Origin of the sequence: Pseudomonas sp. BIC9C (genome assembly GCF_034541995.1) — a bacterium.
Classification (GTDB): Bacteria; Pseudomonadota; Gammaproteobacteria; order Pseudomonadales; family Pseudomonadaceae; genus Aquipseudomonas; species Aquipseudomonas fluorescens_CC.
Genome location: NZ_JAWDGM010000005.1, coordinates 84,601 through 102,709, shown reverse-complemented (window position 1 = coordinate 102,709; position 18,109 = coordinate 84,601). Strand labels below are relative to the sequence as shown.

The window sequence follows — 18,109 nt, the reverse complement described above, 5'->3', positions numbered from 1 at the left end:
GATTGCCTTCGCTGGCGAGATTAAGGGAGTCCAGCAACCTGGTGGACGTCATACCCATCCCTCGGATTAGGGGAGACGTTGCCTGAGTTCAACCGCGATCGCGCATTCCGATCCGTTTGACTGAAAACCCGCGCGCTTGATCGTGAGAATGATAATACGTGTCCTGTGTGGTACTGAGGTTGCTGTGCCGTAAATCGACCTGGAGGTCTTTAGCGTCACGCAGCGGCGCATCGAACGTCGCCGAGGTGTGGCGCAACCAATGCGCAGACGCCACCAACAAGCTGTCCATTTCATGCTTCTCACGCCCCTCACCGCGCATTCTTTCCAGCGCCTTGTCGAAGACGATTTGGAGGAGGGCGCGAACCTGCCGATCTGATAGGCCCGATCGGCCTCTGAGGGTCGAGATCAGCGGCGTGGACTCATTGCGTTCAGGCAGATCACTCAGTCCTAGAAATTTTCGGTAGCGCTTAAGGTAACTTTCGATGTACTCGTCGCGAACAGCGATCTTGCCGGCTTTATTGCCTTTTCCCACTGCGTGGTACCACCAGAAGCCCTCAGCGTCTTGGCGGAAGTCGCCCATGGTGGGCTTCCAGTTCTTCCGGCCCACCACATCGGAGACGCGCAGGTACATCGCAAAGAGCGTTGCGAGGATGAAGAGGGTACGTTCAAAACGAACGGGATCATCCTCCGCCAGCTTTTCGGCGGTTTCCAATACGTAATCCCATTGCAGGGGCGTCAAGGCCCGTCCCGAGGTCACGTCGAACGTGTCGTCGGTAAAGCGGTTCGATTTTTTCAGCATTCTGAATGGATTGGCGGCCGCGCCGCCATCTTCGATCAGAAATTCATAAAACCGACTGCACACCGTAAACACCTGTTTGAGGCTGCTTTCAGTGGTCGTATAAACCGGGCTCATGGAGCTCGGCTCTGAAGTCGTTCCTACCGCCTTCGTCATTTTTGAATTGAACGGGAACCACTTTGGATTCGGAATCAAGGCATCCGCCTCGGTGACATGCGCCTCATCGTTAGGAACAAAGCGGCTGCGCGTCACGGGGCCCACCCAGTCCTGGGAAGGATTACGACAAAAATCCAAGTAGTCCTGGGCATCTTGACGTTTTAACAGGTGCAGCGGCTTCTTCTTAACTAGTAGCGTCCACAGAAACAGACGCTCGGCCTGAGTGCGGTATGAACTGAAGGTCTGGGCATTGTCGGAAAATGCCCGCAGGAAGGTGCGCACCGCCATATAGCCACGGCCGGCCTCCAGTTCCTCGGGAAATGAATCTAAAAAGTCTTTGACGCAGTTAAGTGCAGGCTCGCTGAAACTGAAGTCTTGATCAATAAAGGCCTCGTAGGTTTCAAAAATGGGTTTTGGCGCGCTGAGCATTCGAACCACCGGACACTTTAAACGTTGAATAGAAACTTCCAGTTATGGCAGTAATCGGAAGTTACATAGATGCGCTTCACTACTACTCTTTTTTTGCATAACGGATTGACATTGCCGGATAGTAGCCGCTGCTTTGCACTTGCGCAACTACCACTCAGTCCAAACTTATTTGAGTTGCAATGCTTGACAAGCAACACCCTGACGATTTAGTTCGCGGGCGCGGAATCTTTGAATTCCTTTTCTTTTTAGATGCGCTCCGATTCGCAGAATATCCGCTGACCCTACGCTTAATGACCCACGCGCTAATTACCCTAATATTGATACCTCATGTGGTTAATTCTTTTTTAGTACGAAACTCTTCGACCTAACGAGCGTATTTAAAATTAAATACCCAGACCAGAGCCATCTCGCGTATCAGCTCCCTGAGGAATACCGACCGCTAACACCAGCCGCCAACCAGGCACCGTTGCTTTATTCAAATATTGGTAGCGGAAAAGTGTTTGCACGTTGATCGTTCGAAACGATTGTTGCGCATGTCCTTAGATTGATCGCCTTAAAAGCTCCCTGTGCCGGGAACGTCCGTTCATTGGTTAAAACCGCGGAGACCTGCAGATTCCTTGGCCTGCACGGCATCTTTGTTCCAGCAGAGGTCTAGGGAATGTCCGCTCATTTCGTCAAAATGGCACGCCGAGGATGTCTGCTCAAATGGGAAAATCTCACTATCCTTATGATTTATATCGATTTTTACGACGTGATTTCAAAGACGATCGTGAGCCCACAATATCGGTCGGGAAAGTCCGCTGATTTCGTTACACGCAAAAGGACGCTGGGAAGTCCGCTGATTAAAGCCAAAAAGCCTAGGCGCCCGATTTTATTGGCCTGCAGGGCACGTTGCTCAAAATCCTGCACGGGAATGTCCGCTGATTAAGGCAAATCTGGGCGCGTTCCGACGTAATTTCAAGGTGAGGCCCATTCTGACGCGATCGCTGGCTGGTAGCATTTGCCATTGTTCTACGGTGAGGTCGAACGGTTGATATGCGGGGCTTCCAGGAGGTTCGGTACCAGCTTGCCATCGCCAGGAAACCAGTCATTAACCGGAAGCAGTGCCGGGAATGTTCGCTCATTTCGTCACAGAGAAGCAACACCGGGAATGTCCGCTCAATACGTAAAAAAAGTCCATTAGCTACTGATTTTATTGAGTTTTATCCAGAGAGAACGCCAGAGACAATGTTGGATGAGTCCGCTCATTGACGAAAACTCGGGGAAGCTGTTCCCGGAATCCCGCAGGGTAAAAAGCTATGGATATCAGAAGGTTATAAACCTTAGCAAGGATCAGGGTGTCCGCTGATATCGTTAAAAAAGTGATGAGCCGCCTGGATCGTGGCAAACGTATATCCCGCCGAATCAATAGGTTAAGAGGCTAAAGAGGCCGTTTCCGGTGATTTCGCGATTGGAGCAAAAACTCAGTCCAATCTAGCCCTCGGAACTAATTCGTTGAAATTCCATTAATGAAAAAACCAATAAAATTCAGTGGTCTACCATTGTCTATTCGCATGCTTTTCAATGAATTTGTTTGTGGTATTTCACGCCTGCATGGATTGCCTTTTGAGTCTGCAAGTAAACATTTAGGAATGATCGAATGAGATGGTAATGATTGGATGCATTTTTAATGCAGTTGAGTTCTAAGCAGCTTAATACAGGCTGCTTTCGATTATGGAGCTTATACTCAACAAGTCTTCGGAGCGGACCGTGGAAGGAGTTTTCTCTGTGGTGATGTCTCGCCTGGTTCTTAATAGGCGAGTTTTGGATGCTTCCTTCTTATAAAATGGCAAATATCTCAATATCTTTTGACGAGACCAGCCATTGTCCGCTAGGAAGAAGTAAAGGCTGTAGCGAAGTGATCTCATGCTGAATACCGGTCCATTATTTTTTTTTATTAGTTTATTGAAACTATCTTGCACGACTCGAGAACTGACCGGGCCCGGCAGCGCTTTTCGTGTGCTGCGGGGGAAGATATAGTTGTTGGAACCGCCTGCATAAGCCAGCCAGTCCTCAAGTGCCGCCAGAGGGCAGAGTAAAGGAAGGCGATCTAGCTGAAAGGAGTATTTCGTTCTGCGTCTGTTCGCGTTGATACGATCAGTGGTGATTTTGAGAAAACCGTCAGCCATCGTCACCGCGTTCCACCTCAGTTTACACACCTCTGCGGTGGTCAGCCCGAACCAGAAACCTATCAGCAAAATTGCTCTGTTACGGCGGGCAACCAGTCGGGACAAACGAGTTGATCTCACTACTTCGTCGCGTTCTGCGTTGGATGGCGTCTCGGAGAAGAAACGACGTTCATGCGCATCGGCTAGAGACATCACATCAACTATAGATGGGGGAGGGTGAAGAGGAAGATGGCCTTGTGGACGCATCCTGTCTCTGATTTGGCGTGCCAGAGCGATCACTGATGGGCACTTAGTCGGATCGGGAAAGTCATTGTTTTGGTGCCAGCGACGGATCGCCGCCAGACTGGGATCTATTCGCTTTTCGTCACCCCAGGCGTAACAGTCCGCCAGGTAAAGACAGACTTCGTAGGCAAGCGCCGGTAGATCCCGCGTTTGCCACTCAAGGTAATGGTGCAAGGACCAGTCATACTGAACATCTCGACCGGCGAGATCAGCGCTTGGCAAAAGCTTTACCCTATTCATAATGACCCTGCTGAGATGAATGTTGCGTTGCTCTTTGGAAGGGCAGTATGTGCACATGCCGAAGTGCATAGACGCTGAACGTTTCGGTCGTTTTTCAACAACGCTATTTATGCCGTGAGCTATACTTACAGCTTGGTGCTGCCACCCCATTCAAAGGGAATTCAAGCGAGGGACCGGCTAGTCACTCCACGACTAATATCAGTCTAGGAGGCGGCTATGCCTAATAAAACACCGGCCAATGCATTTCTCGCGCGGATCCGTAGCCGCCGATCGGCGCGAAGTAACTTATGGTTGGTCTACAGCCATAAGATCCGCTCTGACCTTATTCTGGAAAGCAACCCGGAACTTGCTCACTGGCTTTTGAACCTTGAGTTTGATCCCCATGTTAATGATTTTTGGATCCCGACGGCAAATGAGTTGTACGGCGAGCTACGCGGCGGCCGTCGGACCCGACCAGATGTGGTGGTGAGAAATGCCGACGGCGGGTTGGAGTGGCATGAGGTCAAAGCAGGGCATGTTGATGAAGTAAATTTCAGCGACCAGATCCTGATGCAGCGAGAAATATGTGCGAACAATGGTGCGCTCTACCGTTTGTTCGATGAGTCCACGCGCATCCCCCGCCAGTATGAGCTAATACCACGTCTGCGCCTGATGCACTTCATTGCCGTTGCGCGCAATCAGCCCATCGTCGATCACGTGCAGACCACTACCCTCGATTACGTGAACCAGGTGAAGGCCGGCACGCTGGGTGGGTTGTTGCAAGCCTATCCCGAGCTGGCGCCCACACACCTGATCAGCGCGTTGGTACGCCTCACGATTGAAGGGGTTGTGGCACTGGAAATCGAAGACACCACCCCCACGCGGCAGACGGCTTGGTCGTTGAGGGGGGCGGTATGAAACGTGTCGCGGTTCCGCAGGCATTCAAAAATGGTGAATGGCCGCGTGTCGTGCCAGCAGCAATACCACAGGCGCAATGGCTGGACTTCGCTTGCAAACGGCTCGCCGTGTCAATGTATATCGACGGCGCTTCAATGAAGGAGATCAAGCTGCGAACCGGAATGCCGAGCAATGAGGTCAATCGAAATGTGCAGCGCTTTTGCTCTATGGATGAGGAGGGACGTTACTTCGGTGAGCAGGCCTTGCTGGCGCAAGCGCGGGTTGTTCTCTATACGCGACGCAAACCCATTGGTCCGAAACGAACCGACCAGCAAGGGGGCCTGACCGGAGTGCTCAACATGCTGTTGTCCGAGCACAGCGAAATTGAAACGACCATGATCGACATCCTCTGCACCCCAGGTACACAACTGAATGACGCCCGCGGAGGTATGAGCTACCTGGTAACGGAATTTTACAAGGCATTGGCCAAGGCCGGAATTGAGTACCCGTCCTGGCCGTTCAACACCAAGCACAAAGGACGTACGTCCATACGGAAGTATTTGAAAGCCCTACGGGCGCGGTACGCAGTCCAGTACATCCACGCTCACGGAGACGAAGCTGCCGTAGCTCATTTGGCGACTGGGACAGGCCATACGCGCTACATCCAGGCGAGGCGGCCTTTCGATTGCGCTCAACTTGATGGCCACTGGATCGATGCCATATTTGCACTGAGGGTAGAAGAGTCTCCGGGAGTCTATCAGTGGGTCGTGGTCGATCGGATCTGGTTACTATCGATGATCGAACCCTTCGCCAACGCCGTCCTGGCTTACAAGCTGGTACTGAGAAGTGAAGTCTCCGCGTCCGATGTGCGCGAAGTCATTGCCCAGGCTTGTCTTGGGCACTGGTGCCCGAGGGTGTTGGCCAATGAAGCATATCGGTACAAGCCGGGCGCCGGGCTGCCCTCGGGTGTCATCGAAGACTGCCGAGGTATCAGCTTCGGGGTGTTGTTTGCCGACGCCCACCTGTCCAACCTCGCCAAAAAAATCACTACCGTGGCACGCAGCGACTTCGGTTTCCACGTGTGCATAGGGCCGGTGAAGCATTTTGAAACGCGGGCGGAGATCGAGCGCTCCTTTCTGGAGGTGGCTCGAAACGTTCACCTGTTGGTGTCATCGACAGGAAGTCATCCTGATGCCGGCCGAGCCAAGGACGCCGAGCAAAAGGCGGTGGAGTACGAAATAGACCTCACGCTCATGGAGGATGCGGTGGACGTGATGCTGGCCAACTATAATGCCCGGCCCAGCGAAGGGCTGGGAAACTTTTCTCCGCTGAGTTACCTGGAACAGTTCTTCCGCCAGGGCATGCTCATACCAAGGTACGGAGCCGATCAGGTCGAGCGATTGCAAGCAGACATGACCACACGCAAGGCCACGGTGCGTGGCAGTTGCGACAGTGGACGTCGTCCTTACATCCAACTAGACCGGGTGCACTACACCAACGAGGTTCTGGCCGGTGATTTCGGCTTCGTCGGCATGGAGTTATTGATCGAAATCGATAATCACGATTACCGGGCAGTCAAAGCGTACCTGCCAACGGGTGGCTGTCTCGGTTTTCTCCTAGCGCAGGGATTTTGGGGCGAATTCAAGCATACGCCCTCCGTACGGCACAGGGTAAACAGCTTGATTCGCTCAGGGGAGCTGCAAATCGATGCGGATAAAAACCCGGCTCAGCAGCTCAGTGATTATTTCATCCAGCACGGGCAAGTTGGTGAGGCGTTGTCCCTCAGTCGGGAAGCGGCCACCTCGGAGGCGGATAACCCGCGCCCCCCCAAAAACCGGGCAGTGCGACCGGACTATTTTATCCAGGCGGATGTCGATTACGGTGAACTGCCCACCCCCGGCCGCGTGCTGAACCGAGGCTAGCGATGAGCTCCTCCGCGCATCCCCTCGTCACGGACAAGGCGCAGATCATCACGCATCAGATGGTGCGTGTACTTCGATTAAGCCTCGATCGGGTGAGCGCCAGACGATCAGCCGTGCTGTTCGAAGGCTCGCCGCGGATCGGTAAATCCCGTTGTGCAGAATTCGTCGCCGACCAGCTGAAGGTCCAGCTGCCGCACGTGCACGTAATGCTACACATCGCCCGTTACCGCGAACCCGGTAAGCGGCAGTCCGTGTTGAGTGAGCTGTGTCTATCGGAGAAGATCAAGCCTGCAGCACATGGCGTAGATTACCTCCAACACCTGCTGGCTTACATCGAAGGGCATGTGACCGGTCAGCCTGCACCGCAATGTGTGCTGGTTGTCGACGAGATTCAACATTGGCGTCCAAACGACTACCACGTATTGGCCGACCTGCACAATTACCTCAAGGTGCAAGGGATTACTCTGACGCTGATTGGTTTCGCGCAATCGGAGATCTATGAGCGGCTCACGGGGCTTTGTGCGGTAGAGCACCATGCGATAGTGGGGCGTTTCTTCACGGAAATCATCCCGTTCCGAGGCTGTCGGAACGTTGAGGAACTGACGACGATTCTAGCGGGATGCGACGATAACTCCGAATACCCTGTCGGGTCGGGCATCAGTTATACCGCCTTCTTCGTGCCCGAGGCATTTGCCGCCGGATTCAGGCTGGTGACGCTGGCCGGCTTATTTTGGAAGGCATTCGATGGCAGCGTAAAAGGGAAGTACGTCAACAATCTCCCCATGCAACATGTGCGCGAGGCGATCGTCGACCTGTTGCTGCTCATCGCGCCACATGACAGCGCCCTGTTCGAAGCCGATGAACAGCTGGTCAACGAGGCGGTGAAGCGCTCCGGTGTTCGGGTATTTTGCGATGTACTATAAGGACGGGCTATTTTTTCCGGATTATTTTCCTTGGCCGTTTGATCATGCCGTGGCCAGCCTGCACAAGGCGGCGGTGGTGAATGGCGTCAGCGGTAGAGTGCTACTGGACAGCTTTCCTCTGAAGAAGACACAGCGAAGTTCGAAAAAAGGCAAGGACGCTCAAATCGAGAAGGCGTTGCGCGAGATCTATCTTTCCTCTCAGCCCGTTGTATCACTCAACAATTTCGCCAAACCCGTCGCCGATCATTTTCCGAAAAATGTGAACGGCACCGCCAAGTACTGTGCGCAATGCCTGGCGGAGACAGGATTTGTAGCGGCGTTCTTTGCACTGCGTTTTATTGTCTGCTGCCCGTGGCATCAGCAGCCGTTGAAACCACTTTGTGCGCGCTGTCAGGATATTCGGAAATTCACACCCACCCCTTTTGGCAGTGTGGTTGGCTACAGTTGCCAGGACTGTGGCTACTGGGTCCCGAACCGGCCGGCGATTTTTGCGGCCTGTCGTTCCCGTGTCGTCAGCCCTTTCATCTTCGCTTGTCGCGATTTTCTCGCCAATACTGAACGGCTGGACCGGTTGGCGGTGTTGGACGTGCTCCATTTCGCCAGGGTACCTGGCCGTGCGCAAGCCCTTGCCGCTGGATGCACCATCTCGGAGGTCCTTCCTGACGAAACTACAAAAATATGGCAGAAGGAGTTCTCGATGAGGTGTCCGTATCTGGCGGAGTTGGACCTACCAGATGAAGGCTACCGGCGTTTCGTCAGCTTTCATCAGTTGCGCCTGCTCAATGCTCATCGCGACTGCCCATGCCGTGGCGTTCTTTCGCTACCTGACTATGGTGATTCGACGCGCAGCGTTTGCGTGTATAACGCGGCATTGTCTTTATTTCGGCAAAAATTTGAGTTTGAGAGAACCAACCAAATGATACCGAGCCTTTCAGCGCTGGCCTGGGAGGCACTGCTCAAGCAAAACATGGCGCCCAGCGCAGCGCGAGTTTTTTTTCAATGCGTGTTCTACCAGTTGCTCGCCCGCTTATGGTTTTGGAGTCGCTCGGCGTCGCGGTTTTTCGCTCATGTTGATCGTTATCATTTTTTTGCGGTACTGGAGGCCAGCAGTAACCAGACCATGTTGGATCGCCTGCTGGGGCAACGGCTGCAAGGGGACTATCAGTGTACGTTTGACCTTCCCGCAGACCGCGTGTCCATGCGCCGGCTGCTGGGGCCGGTTGAAGACGAGCAGGTGCTGGTTATCCGCAATTTCGGCAACTGCGCAGAGTTTAGTAGCCCGGCAGAACCCACCCTGTTCTACGGTACCCTGAAGGCGACGCCGTTGTTTTACTTCTAGCTGAGCTGCCTGGCAACGCGGTATGAGGTGTTCTCACCCTCGCAAGCAAAAGGAGGGCCGGCTTGTTAAGGCGGTCGTTTCCGCCTCGTGTCTGCCAGTCTGCTGGCTGGATGGGGGCGCATGCGACAGAGTGTGAAACGCACCAGGGGGGCGCGCTGAACACCAGCCTCCAATCTGGTACGCTTTCCTGTAACAAGAGGCAGAGCGTTCAAGGCCGGAGATGACGCCCCCCCTCAAGCGTCGAGCGCGGGGTCTGTTGTGCTGCGTGCCGCGCTATCAGGGTCGGAGGGCTGCACGGCGAGTTCCATTCGGTGATCGTTTGACGGCACGATCGCCTGCGATGCTGGCTTGAGCAGTTGAGTGGCGCGGCTGTCCAGCAGTGCCCCCGCCTGAAAGTAGCCCATCACCGTGGTCACGCTGCGGTGTTCGGTCATGGCCATCACTTCACCCAGCGCTACGCCCTGGCGTCCGGCTTCGGTGACATACCCCGAGCGCAGACTGTGCGCCGCCCAATCGCCCTCCAGCCCCGCAAGCTTCGCTCGGCGCTGGACGATGCGGGCGACCTGATCGGTAGATAAGCCTGATGTACCGACCTTGCCACCTTTATACAGGCGGCGAAACAGCGGGCCGGATGCAGCTGGCGCGGCCGCCAGCCAGGCCATGAGCGCGTGGGCCGCGGGACCGCGCAGGGGCTTCTCGCGACGCACACCGCCGGTGTCGGTTTTGGTGGCACCGAGCACATACAACCAGGTGTCAGCATCCAATTGGCGCACATCGCCCACTTGCAGTCCCACCACTTCCGAACGGCGCCGGCCGCCACCGCTCCAGGCCAACAGCAACAGGGCGCGATCACGCACGCCGCGCATACCGTCGGTGCAGGTGGCGAGCAGCGCCTGCAACGGCTCGAGCACAATGGCGGTTTTCTTGCGCACGTTCACGCCCTGGCGCGACTGGGCTTTGCGCGCTTCGCGCAGCAGGGTCTTCAGCGCCGATGCTTCGGTAGGGCTGTCCCACTCGTTGAGTCGGTGCCATTTGCCGAGCACCGCCAGACGATGACTCACCGTGTTGAACGCCAATGGCCCCAACTTGGCCTTAACCCGGGCAGTGACGAGTGCGGCGTCGATTGACGGCGGCAACAGGTGGACCCAGGTGCCGTCGGCCAACGGCCGCGCCAGGTGATCCAGCACGAACTGCACGGCCACGGTGGCCGGCAGGGGCGCATCGCCCAGCGCCTGGCCGTAACGCAACTGTAACCAGGCCGACCAGTAGGTCAGGGCGCTGCGGTAGCTGCGCACGGTATTGGCTGCGGTGCCGGCGGCGATAAACGCTGCCGCGGCTTCCTGGGCGTTAATGGCCAAAAAATGCGGGTCCAGCGGGGTTTCGTCGACCAGAGGCAACTGATCTGTAATTTTTATTACGTTCAACGTATGATAATTCCAGTATTCAAAAAATAACGTCGGATAACATTCTATTATCAGACCTAATATACGCAGGGGTGAGTCATGGCGGTAGGGGTGCCGGAAAACGACGTGTTCGCCGCGGCGGACGCGGTGCTGGCGCGGGGCGAACGACCGACGGTGGAACGGGTACGCCTGGAACTTGGACGCGGCAGCCCGGCGCGAGTCGGCGGCTTGCTTGATCAGTGGTGGGCGCGTTTGGCTGAACGTCTGAATGGAGAAACGCGATTGCCGGCATTGCCTGGCGAGGTCTCGCAGGCCTTTGTCGCCGTGTGGCAACAGGCGATTCACCTGGCGCAGGGCGTCGCCGAACAGGCGCTGGACGAACAACGGCAGGTGATGGCTGCCGAGCGCGAACGCGTAGCGGCGGTCGAGGACCAGGCGCGTCAGGATGCGGCGCAGTTTCGCCAGCAGGCGGCCGACGCCGTGGCCGGGCACCAGGGTGTCGAGGCGCGTCTGGTGGACCTGGAACTGCTGTTGGCGCAACGCCAAACCCAGATCGAAGACCTGCAGCAGCAGCGTGAAGGTTTGCTGCACGAGCGCCGTGAAGCTCAGCAGCACAACCAGACGTTGCAGCAGGATCTGCAGGCGCTGCGGGTCAAGGCCGAGCAGGAGCGCGTTGCGCAGGAGAGCTACGTCCGCAGTGTGGAGGATCGTGCGCACCGTGAGGTCGACCGAGCGCGGGAGGAGGGCAAGGCGATATCGGCCCAGCTCAAAGAAGCTGTACGGCACATCGAACAATTGCAACGGCGGCTGGAGTCGATCCAGGCCGAGCTCAGCCAAACCCAGCAACGTGCCGCGGCGCAGCATGCCCGCGCTGAAACACTGGAGCAGCAACTGACGCAGGTGCGGCAGATTCCTGCGACCAAGCGCAAGCCACAGAGTCGAAAACCCAAGGCGTCCAAGAGCGATTCCTTAGGATGATGTCGGTGTGCCGATTTGATTTTGTTGGGGGGCGGTAGAAATCTTGGACTGGTTATGCCGCGAGGCCCAGGCTCTCAAGATACTCAGCGGGACTGAGAGCGCCGAGGGAAATCTTGATCCGTTTCTCGTTGTGCCAGCGAATGTATGAATCCAGATCCTGAATGAACTGCTCAATGCTCGTTGACTGCCAGTTGCGAGGATAGAACAGTTCCGTTTTCAGCCGGCCGTAGAAGCCTTCACAAGCCACGTTGTCAGGCGAGCAGCCCTTGCGCGACATCGAACGAATCAGCTTCGCATCAGCGATGCGCGATAACCAGCCGGGCCAGCGGTAGTGGGCGCCACGATCAGAGGGAACGACAGGCCGTTTGCTGTTGCGAGCCACCGTTTCGACGGCGGCATCCAGCATCGTGTTCACAAGCCCGGCGTCCGGGCGCGTGCCGATCGACCAGCTGATGACCTTTCCATCGAAGCAGTCGATCATGGGGGACAGGTACACCTTGCCGGCCGGAATCTGGAACTCCGTGATATCAGTGAGCCATTTCTCATTCGGAGCAACAGCCGTGAAGTCGCGATTGACGAGGTTGCCCGAAATCGCTGACCTACCTGAATACTCGGCAATCGATTCTCTTTTATGCGTTTTCCATAGACCGCTTAAGAGTCAGCTAAAGTCGTCAGTCTGGTTCAAAATCGTATCAGCGCCAACTCTGCCGCCACAATTCAGTGTCCGTCGCAGTTGGTCAAAACCCTCACCCCATCGAGTCGAAAGGCACAACCTGACCCTACTTGTGGGACAATGAGACAAGCGCCATCCAGCTGACGACGTTAGAAGAATTTAATCTCGTAGCCGAATCGAGATGCCGCGGCAACGATATGCTGCCCCATGATCTGTCGCGCCGCCGCTGCATTCCGGTCGACCAGCGCCTGCACGAGTTCTTCATGCTCCCCACGCGCCGCATGAGGAATATTGCTGAACATCGGGCCTCGCCGCGCAAAAGTCATCGTGATCAGTGCCCGCATCGGCTCAAGCACCGTGCGAATCATCGTCTCCAGATAATCGTTGCCTGACGCTGCGGCGACGGCCCGGTGAAAGTCGAGGTCAGCGTTGACAGTTTCCAGCGTCGGTTCACCTTCATACTGCATGCGCAATACCGCCGCCTGAATCGTTTTCAGTTTGCGCGGCGTCATGTGTGAAGCCGCGAGCGCCGCGGCCTGGCTTTCTAATACCGCCCGCACTTCGAACATGTTGCGCATCGTGTTGTCACCGTCCAGCATCGGCTCACTCGCGCGCGGAGATACTGATACAGGTTCCGGCGACCGGGATGCGGCCGAGACGAATACACCTACGCCCTGGCGTGACTGGATCAGCCCCTGTGCTCGAAGCGTTGCAATCCCTTCCCGAACAACGTTCCTGCTGACGCCGAAGTTTTGCGAGAGAAATTGTTCGGTCGGCAAACGGTCGCCTGGCCGTAGTCGGCCGGCAGCAATCTCGTCACTTAACGAGCGGGCGATGTGCTCGGCCAGATGAGGTCGCCGCGCTACGGGTTGCAGGTTCATTTCACTCATGTCCACTCCTCCCACTTGTCTACTTAATCTACATCAGAAGACTTGTTCCACGCAGTAAAAACTGAAATTCATTGAACGCATTAATTTTAAAACCTTTTAAATCAACATCATAGATACTTATGGCTAGAACCTTTTAAAAAGAACAACTTGTTCAGTTGAAGGACAACAGGACGCCATGTACGTTGTGCTCAACCTGACGCGGGAAATCCGAAATTGCCGCGCCAGCTTTGCAACCTGCATGAGGCGCAGTCTTATGAAAATTGCCAGCATTGAAACCATTCCGCTTCGAATTCCCTTCACCACGGGTGGTAAGTCAGCCGGTGGGGTCTGGGGGCCGAAAGACCTTCAGATGGTCGATTCCCTCGTGGTCAAGGTCACCACGGATGACGGTATCGTCGGATGGGGCGAAACCTTCGGCTTCACTGCGATTCCGGCAGTGAAAGTTGTGATCGACACGATCCTGGCGCCCGAATTGATCGGCAGTGATGTCACGCGGCGCGAGAAATTGCAGGGCGATCTGCAGAAGAGGTTTCACGTCTTCGGTCGCAGCGGTGCGTTCATCTATGGTCTGTCGGCGATTGATATCGCGCTGTGGGATATCGCTGGCAAAGCTGCCGGTAAACCAATCTTCCAACTGCTTGGCGGCAGTGAGGCCACTTCACTTGCTGCGTATGCAAGCCTGATCCGATATGCCGACCCCGAACTCATCCGCGTCAATGTGCAACGCGCGGTCAGTAGCGGCTTCCGGCACCTCAAGCTGCATGAGGTTGATCTCGAGGTCATCCGCGCCGCATGCCAAGCCGCGGGCCCCGACGTGGAAATCACGCTCGACGTCAACGCCCCGTGGACAGTGCGCGAAGCGCTCGATATGACCGAGAAACTACGCCCGTTGAATCTGCGCTGGATCGAAGAGCCGGTGTGGCCGCCGGAAGACTATTCGGGTCTGGCGAGGGTACGCAAGCAAGGCGGCATTCCGGTAGCGGCCGGCGAGAACGCGTCGACGCTTATGGACTTCCAGCATCTGCTTGAAGCCGGCGCGGTCGATTTCGTTCAGCCCAGCCCCGCCAAAATGGGCGGCATCACCGAACTGCAAAAAGTGTATGCGTTGGCAAACGCCCATGGCGTCACTGTAATGGTCCACGCCTTTTATGACGGCCCCGGCCTGCTGGCCGCCGTACATGGAAGTGCGGCCCTTGGTGGCGCGAAGTCACTGGTCGAATGGCGTTATTTCGATCTCGAAGCGCAACTCTATGGCGACGCCATCATTCCGCGTAACGGACGCATCGACGTACCGCAAGGGCCGGGTCTTGGCATCGAGCCGGACCAGGATGTCATTCGGGACTACCGCTTCAAACCTTAACGACATAAGCCGCTTGGTCAGTGCAGCGTTGATCGAAGCCGAGGTGTCGGCCTCGATCAGCCATGACGACATTCTTGATAAAAACAAATACGAGGATTGAGGACATGTTAGACAGAATCGTAGGACCCATTTTGCCCGTGGCATTTGTGATCGCGCTTGGCTTTATCGCCGGCAAACGTGGACGGCTTACCCATTCGGACAGCTTGCTGATCAGCAGGCTGGTGCTCGGCTGGATATTCCCGACGCTGCTTTTTGTCGGGATGGCGAGCACGCCCCGTGAACAGCTCTTCGATTTCAAGTTCATCGTGGCCACGTTTATCGGCATCATGGGCATGTACACGATAGCGCTGGTGATCGGCTGGTTCAGCTCTCGCGATCTCAAGGTTGCAACGCTCAAGGGTTTCGTCAACGGTTATCCAGACGCTGCTTTCATGGGCATCCCGATCCTCGGTGCGATGTTCGGAGCGGGCAGCATCTATTCGGTGCTCGTGCTCAACCTGGTCGCAAGCCTGGTAATGATCCCGTTGACGACCATGTTACTCACTATCGCCGATGGAAAAGGCAGTGGCACCCAGGCGTTCGTGTCGAGCCTGTCGGGTGCCGTGCGCCGCCCGCTGATGTGGGCTCCGGCCTTGGGCATTCTGCTCTCCCTGCTACAAGTCAAGCTGCCTCCCCTTGCTGCGGAGTCACTCAATCTTCTCGGCAAGGCGACGCCTGGTGTATCCCTGCTGTGCCTGGGATTGATCATGTCGTCGGAGAAGCTGAAAATGTCGGGTGAGGTGTGGGGCAACCTTGGGCTCAAATTGTTCATTCACCCGGTGCTGATGTTCGCAGCCACAGTTCTGCTGGGCACTCACGGACTTTACGCACAACAGATGATCCTGCTTTGTGCGCTGCCATCGGCGACGATCCCAGCGATGTTTGCGAACCAGACCGGCGCCTATCAGAGTGAAGCCGCGACATCCATTCTGGTCAGTACCGTGCTGTCGATCGTGACGTTTTCTGCTGCGATCTACCTGATTGATGGAGGACTTGCTGCAGTTTGACTGCTGGTCCCGGCAATGGACGGATGGCGTGGATTGAGGCTCTCGTGTCGAAATACCACGCCCGGGATTATCCCGAAACCAAATCAGCGTGGAGCAGCCTTGGGCAGTTCCTTCAAGAATCGGCGACTTCTGAATCAACGCCTGCGCAACGGCACCACCCCACTCGCATCCCAAACGGCCGAAACACGCTGATGAGCACCTGCACCGTCAGGTTGCCGCCGTCCTGCTCCAACTGCCACAGCGCGCAACGAGATTTTGCACATCCCGGCAAACTGCTCCTGACGCAATCCGGTAATCTCTATTCGGAAGTGCTTCACCGCCGCGCCCATGCTGATGCTGCCGGCGAGCAACCGTTTGCTGTAGTTCTTCGAGAATAATGCCGCGCTGCTGGATTCGTCATCCATAGCAGATGGACGCTATGAAGACGGGTGACTTCGAGGGTGCGCTGCTGAGCAGGGCCGGCCTAGCCTCCCTCGATCTGGGGGGCGAGACCGCCCACGACGCCCTGTTCGCGGTGGTCTTGACCGGCGATGACGACTTGCTGAGCGCCTTAGGACGGGCCAGCTTCCTTGCCCGCAACGGCATCGACGTCGTCAATTGGCATAGTGCCAAATCCCCTGAGATCCACGAGCACCTTTTGCTGAACGATATGTATGCCGCCAGCCACGGCGTGTTCGGCGTACCCTCGTTCTTGGTCGGGGACGAGCTGTTTTTCGGCAACGACCAGCTGGATTTCGTCCGCGCCGCCCTGCACCCCACAACTCGCGAAGGAGCACATCCATGAGCACCGGCAAACGCGCAGTGCTCACCAGCGTCGGCCCCGGGACCGGACTCGCCATCGTTCGACCTCACATGGCCGGCGGCTACCGAGTGGCCATGATCGCCCGGGAACTGCCGGACACCCACGCGTTCGCCGGCGACGTCACCGACTAGGTAGCGCTGGACCGGGCACTCAACCGCATCGTGCCGGAACTGGGCCAGCCGCAGGTACTGATCCACAACGCCGTGGGCGGTGCCTTAGGCACCTTCCTGGATATTGAGCCGGGTGCTAAACGGCAACTTCCAGACCAACGTCATGGCTTTCCTGCACCTGGCCCGATGTCTGGCGCCGGCGATGATCGAGACCGGAGAGGGCGCAATCCTGGCCACCGGCAATACCTCGGCGCTGCGCGGCAAAAAGCCGTTTCGCGTCGACCAAGGCAGCCCAGCGCATCCTCCCGGCACCGCCAGGCGCCTGCCGGATTCCGGCGACGCTGTCCGCGCCCAAGCCATCGCCAGCTTCAGCACCATGATCGGCGCCCAGGGTCTGACCCGGGAGCTGGGCGACCTCGAACTGTCCAAGGAGATCTTGGCCGTGGTTCGCGGGCGCCTGGTCGCGCAATTCGCACCGGCCGCGCTCCGGGATGAATGACGCGCCGCCGCGTTGGAAACCTCCAGCGATTCCATCCCTGAGGTTGCAAGCGGACACGGCAGTGCATTCGGGCGAATTAGCGGTTGTTCGTATCCCTTTGTATTCGGACCCAGAGTCCGGCTACTCGCTTACAAATGTTCCTGCCCATCGATACATCACGGAAACACACCTGAGGCGAAATGGTCACACCCGAACGAGGTGGTCCCAAGAGCCTCGCTCTAGGGTTCCAACGCCCTAGTAGCATGACTCGCGTGGCTTTGCCGCGCATAGTATCCGGAGAAGCACCATGTCCCGTTCCCAAATCTCGAACAACACCCGTATTGGCCTGATCGCTGTCGCCCTGGCCGGCGGCATCAAAATGGCCTCGTCCGCCGCCTTCGCCGTGGAGGCACTGCCCCAGAGCTACCAGCTTGCCGCGGCGGACAAGGCGGGGAAGGCAAATGCGGCGCGGCTGAAGCTAGCGCAAAAACAACTAGCGCCAAGGCCGCCAAAGGCAAGTGTGGTGAAGGCAAGAGCGGCGACGCCTCCATCGCCCGTACCAACACCGACGACGATGGCCGGGTGTCGCGCCAGGAACTCCTGACTGTGGCCCCGAACGACGAGGGTGAGTTCATTGCGATGGACACCAACAAGGACGGCTACCTGTCCAAAGCCGAGGTCCACAAGTTCCGTACCAACCAGTACACCTCGAACGGCAAGAATGTGCCCGCCGAGCTGTTCACCAAGATGAGCGAGGCCAAGAGCTGATTTTGGCTCCTTGATTCACTCTCCCTGTGCCCCTCGCTGGGGAGCGATCCCCAGCCTCTGGAGAATTCCCATGACCACTGCTTCTTTCCCGCAGGGTGCAGTCCTCGGTTTGCGGCGCGCTGCTCCCTGCATTGCTGGCAATCGACGCCGGTGCCATGGATTTCCTGGAGTGCACGCCGGACAACCGGATTCAAGTCGGCGGTCGTCAAGGTGACGTTCTCGAGCAACTGCCCGAGCGTTTCCTGCTGGTCAGCCATGGCCTGTCGCTGCCCCTCGGTGGTCCGGCGCCCCTGGATCACGAGCGGTTGCGGCGCACGCGCGAATTCTTCGATCGCCACAAGGTGGCGTTCTTCAGCAAGCTCCTGAGCTACTGCTCGGATGACTCCTGCTGAGCGATCGGCTGCAAGGTGACGCGCGCCGACTGTCGCCGGCACTTACAGCCTGGCCGATGGGCTGAGCCGCCGGCCTGC

Annotated in this window: 16 protein-coding genes and 2 pseudogenes; 12 read left to right on the top strand and 6 right to left on the bottom strand. The window is 56.9% G+C overall.

The features are described from left to right. Nucleotides 1-88 precede the first annotated feature (88 nt). Nucleotides 89-1,381: a site-specific integrase gene (locus RS887_RS21295; RefSeq protein ID WP_322616908.1), complete on the bottom strand. Its 1,293-nt coding sequence runs from the start codon at nucleotides 1,379-1,381 to the stop codon at nucleotides 89-91. Between the two features lie 1,691 nt (nucleotides 1,382-3,072). Continuing rightward, a complete protein-coding gene (locus RS887_RS21290) occupies nucleotides 3,073-4,071 on the bottom strand; it encodes a tyrosine-type recombinase/integrase (protein WP_322616907.1) in 999 nt (332 codons plus the stop codon). 216 nt (nucleotides 4,072-4,287) lie between these two features. On the opposite strand from RS887_RS21290, the gene RS887_RS21285 reads away from it, so the two are divergent. The 4 genes from RS887_RS21285 to RS887_RS21270 are packed head-to-tail and all read left to right on the top strand — an operon-like array spanning nucleotide 4,288 to nucleotide 9,131. Then, nucleotides 4,288-4,968, top strand: a complete 681-nt coding sequence (locus RS887_RS21285) for a hypothetical protein (RefSeq protein ID WP_322616906.1) — start codon at nucleotides 4,288-4,290, stop codon at nucleotides 4,966-4,968. Continuing rightward, nucleotides 4,965-6,869 (top strand): hypothetical protein, encoded by a 1,905-nt coding sequence (locus RS887_RS21280; protein ID WP_322616905.1) that lies wholly within the window; start codon nucleotides 4,965-4,967, stop codon nucleotides 6,867-6,869. Before RS887_RS21285 ends, RS887_RS21280 begins: the two co-directional genes overlap by 4 nt. A 2-nt stretch (nucleotides 6,870-6,871) precedes the next feature. Continuing rightward, nucleotides 6,872-7,792 carry an ATP-binding protein gene (locus RS887_RS21275; protein WP_322616904.1) on the top strand — a complete coding sequence of 307 codons (921 nt, stop codon included), beginning with the start codon at nucleotides 6,872-6,874 and terminating at the stop codon, nucleotides 7,790-7,792. Continuing rightward, nucleotides 7,782-9,131, top strand: coding sequence for a hypothetical protein (locus tag RS887_RS21270; protein WP_322616903.1), 1,350 nt, complete (start codon nucleotides 7,782-7,784; stop codon nucleotides 9,129-9,131). Before RS887_RS21275 ends, RS887_RS21270 begins: the two co-directional genes overlap by 11 nt. 233 nt (nucleotides 9,132-9,364) lie before the next feature. Here RS887_RS21270 and RS887_RS21265 read toward each other — a convergent pair whose 3' ends face one another. Then, nucleotides 9,365-10,555 carry a site-specific integrase gene (locus RS887_RS21265; protein WP_322616902.1) on the bottom strand — a complete coding sequence of 397 codons (1,191 nt, stop codon included), beginning with the start codon at nucleotides 10,553-10,555 and terminating at the stop codon, nucleotides 9,365-9,367. A 78-nt stretch (nucleotides 10,556-10,633) separates the two neighbouring features. On the opposite strand from RS887_RS21265, the gene RS887_RS21260 reads away from it, so the two are divergent. Beyond that, nucleotides 10,634-11,512 (top strand): DNA-binding protein, encoded by an 879-nt coding sequence (locus tag RS887_RS21260; protein ID WP_322616901.1) that lies wholly within the window; start codon nucleotides 10,634-10,636, stop codon nucleotides 11,510-11,512. 52 nt (nucleotides 11,513-11,564) lie between these two features. Here the strand turns inward: RS887_RS21260 and RS887_RS21255 are convergent. Both RS887_RS21255 and RS887_RS21250 read right to left on the bottom strand, forming a co-directional pair. Beyond that, a pseudogene (locus RS887_RS21255) lies at nucleotides 11,565-12,152 on the bottom strand (IS3 family transposase); the annotation flags it as partial. Nucleotides 12,153-12,334: 182 nt separating this feature from the next. Continuing rightward, nucleotides 12,335-13,075: a FadR/GntR family transcriptional regulator gene (locus tag RS887_RS21250; RefSeq protein ID WP_322616900.1), complete on the bottom strand. Its 741-nt coding sequence runs from the start codon at nucleotides 13,073-13,075 to the stop codon at nucleotides 12,335-12,337. A 253-nt stretch (nucleotides 13,076-13,328) separates the two neighbouring features. Here RS887_RS21250 and RS887_RS21245 point away from each other — a divergent pair, with 253 nt between their 5' ends. Further along, nucleotides 13,329-14,435 carry a mandelate racemase/muconate lactonizing enzyme family protein gene (locus tag RS887_RS21245; RefSeq protein WP_322616899.1) on the top strand — a complete coding sequence of 369 codons (1,107 nt, stop codon included), beginning with the start codon at nucleotides 13,329-13,331 and terminating at the stop codon, nucleotides 14,433-14,435. Between the two features lie 104 nt (nucleotides 14,436-14,539). Next, nucleotides 14,540-15,481 carry an AEC family transporter gene (locus tag RS887_RS21240; RefSeq protein WP_322616898.1) on the top strand — a complete coding sequence of 314 codons (942 nt, stop codon included), beginning with the start codon at nucleotides 14,540-14,542 and terminating at the stop codon, nucleotides 15,479-15,481. A gap of 134 nt (nucleotides 15,482-15,615) precedes the next feature. On the opposite strand, the gene RS887_RS21235 is transcribed toward RS887_RS21240, so the two are convergent. Continuing rightward, a complete protein-coding gene (locus tag RS887_RS21235; protein WP_322616897.1) occupies nucleotides 15,616-15,885 on the bottom strand; it encodes a hypothetical protein in 270 nt (89 codons plus the stop codon). Nucleotides 15,886-15,899: 14 nt separating this feature from the next. Here RS887_RS21235 and RS887_RS21230 point away from each other — a divergent pair, with 14 nt between their 5' ends. From RS887_RS21230 to RS887_RS21210, 5 genes and pseudogenes are all read left to right on the top strand, one after another. Then, on the top strand, nucleotides 15,900-16,265 hold the full coding sequence (locus tag RS887_RS21230; protein ID WP_416339994.1) for a DsbA family protein: 366 nt from the start codon (nucleotides 15,900-15,902) through the stop codon (nucleotides 16,263-16,265). Beyond that, a complete protein-coding gene (locus RS887_RS21225) occupies nucleotides 16,262-16,414 on the top strand; it encodes a hypothetical protein (protein ID WP_322616895.1) in 153 nt (50 codons plus the stop codon). The genes RS887_RS21230 and RS887_RS21225 overlap by 4 nt, the downstream gene beginning before the upstream one ends. 112 nt (nucleotides 16,415-16,526) lie before the next feature. Continuing rightward, complete coding sequence (locus RS887_RS21220) at nucleotides 16,527-16,892, top strand: hypothetical protein (protein ID WP_322616894.1); 366 nt, start codon at nucleotides 16,527-16,529, stop codon at nucleotides 16,890-16,892. A 286-nt stretch (nucleotides 16,893-17,178) separates the two neighbouring features. Beyond that, nucleotides 17,179-17,639, top strand: a pseudogene (locus tag RS887_RS21215) (hypothetical protein). A 131-nt stretch (nucleotides 17,640-17,770) separates the two neighbouring features. Next, nucleotides 17,771-18,031 carry a DUF692 family multinuclear iron-containing protein gene (locus RS887_RS21210; RefSeq protein WP_416339993.1) on the top strand — a complete coding sequence of 87 codons (261 nt, stop codon included), beginning with the start codon at nucleotides 17,771-17,773 and terminating at the stop codon, nucleotides 18,029-18,031. Nucleotides 18,032-18,109 lie beyond the last annotated feature (78 nt).

Coding starts and splice junctions, on each gene's coding strand:
- RS887_RS21295 (WP_322616908.1), bottom strand. CDS start 1,381: ATGCTCAGCGCGCCAAAACCCATTTTTGAAACCTACGAGGCCTTTATT.
- RS887_RS21290 (WP_322616907.1), bottom strand. CDS start 4,071: ATGAATAGGGTAAAGCTTTTGCCAAGCGCTGATCTCGCCGGTCGAGAT.
- RS887_RS21285 (WP_322616906.1), top strand. CDS start 4,288: ATGCCTAATAAAACACCGGCCAATGCATTTCTCGCGCGGATCCGTAGC.
- RS887_RS21280 (WP_322616905.1), top strand. CDS start 4,965: ATGAAACGTGTCGCGGTTCCGCAGGCATTCAAAAATGGTGAATGGCCG.
- RS887_RS21275 (WP_322616904.1), top strand. CDS start 6,872: ATGAGCTCCTCCGCGCATCCCCTCGTCACGGACAAGGCGCAGATCATC.
- RS887_RS21270 (WP_322616903.1), top strand. CDS start 7,782: ATGTACTATAAGGACGGGCTATTTTTTCCGGATTATTTTCCTTGGCCG.
- RS887_RS21260 (WP_322616901.1), top strand. CDS start 10,634: ATGGCGGTAGGGGTGCCGGAAAACGACGTGTTCGCCGCGGCGGACGCG.
- RS887_RS21250 (WP_322616900.1), bottom strand. CDS start 13,075: ATGAGTGAAATGAACCTGCAACCCGTAGCGCGGCGACCTCATCTGGCC.
- RS887_RS21245 (WP_322616899.1), top strand. CDS start 13,329: ATGAAAATTGCCAGCATTGAAACCATTCCGCTTCGAATTCCCTTCACC.
- RS887_RS21240 (WP_322616898.1), top strand. CDS start 14,540: ATGTTAGACAGAATCGTAGGACCCATTTTGCCCGTGGCATTTGTGATC.
- RS887_RS21235 (WP_322616897.1), bottom strand. CDS start 15,885: ATGGATGACGAATCCAGCAGCGCGGCATTATTCTCGAAGAACTACAGC.
- RS887_RS21230 (WP_416339994.1), top strand. CDS start 15,900: ATGAAGACGGGTGACTTCGAGGGTGCGCTGCTGAGCAGGGCCGGCCTA.
- RS887_RS21225 (WP_322616895.1), top strand. CDS start 16,262: ATGAGCACCGGCAAACGCGCAGTGCTCACCAGCGTCGGCCCCGGGACC.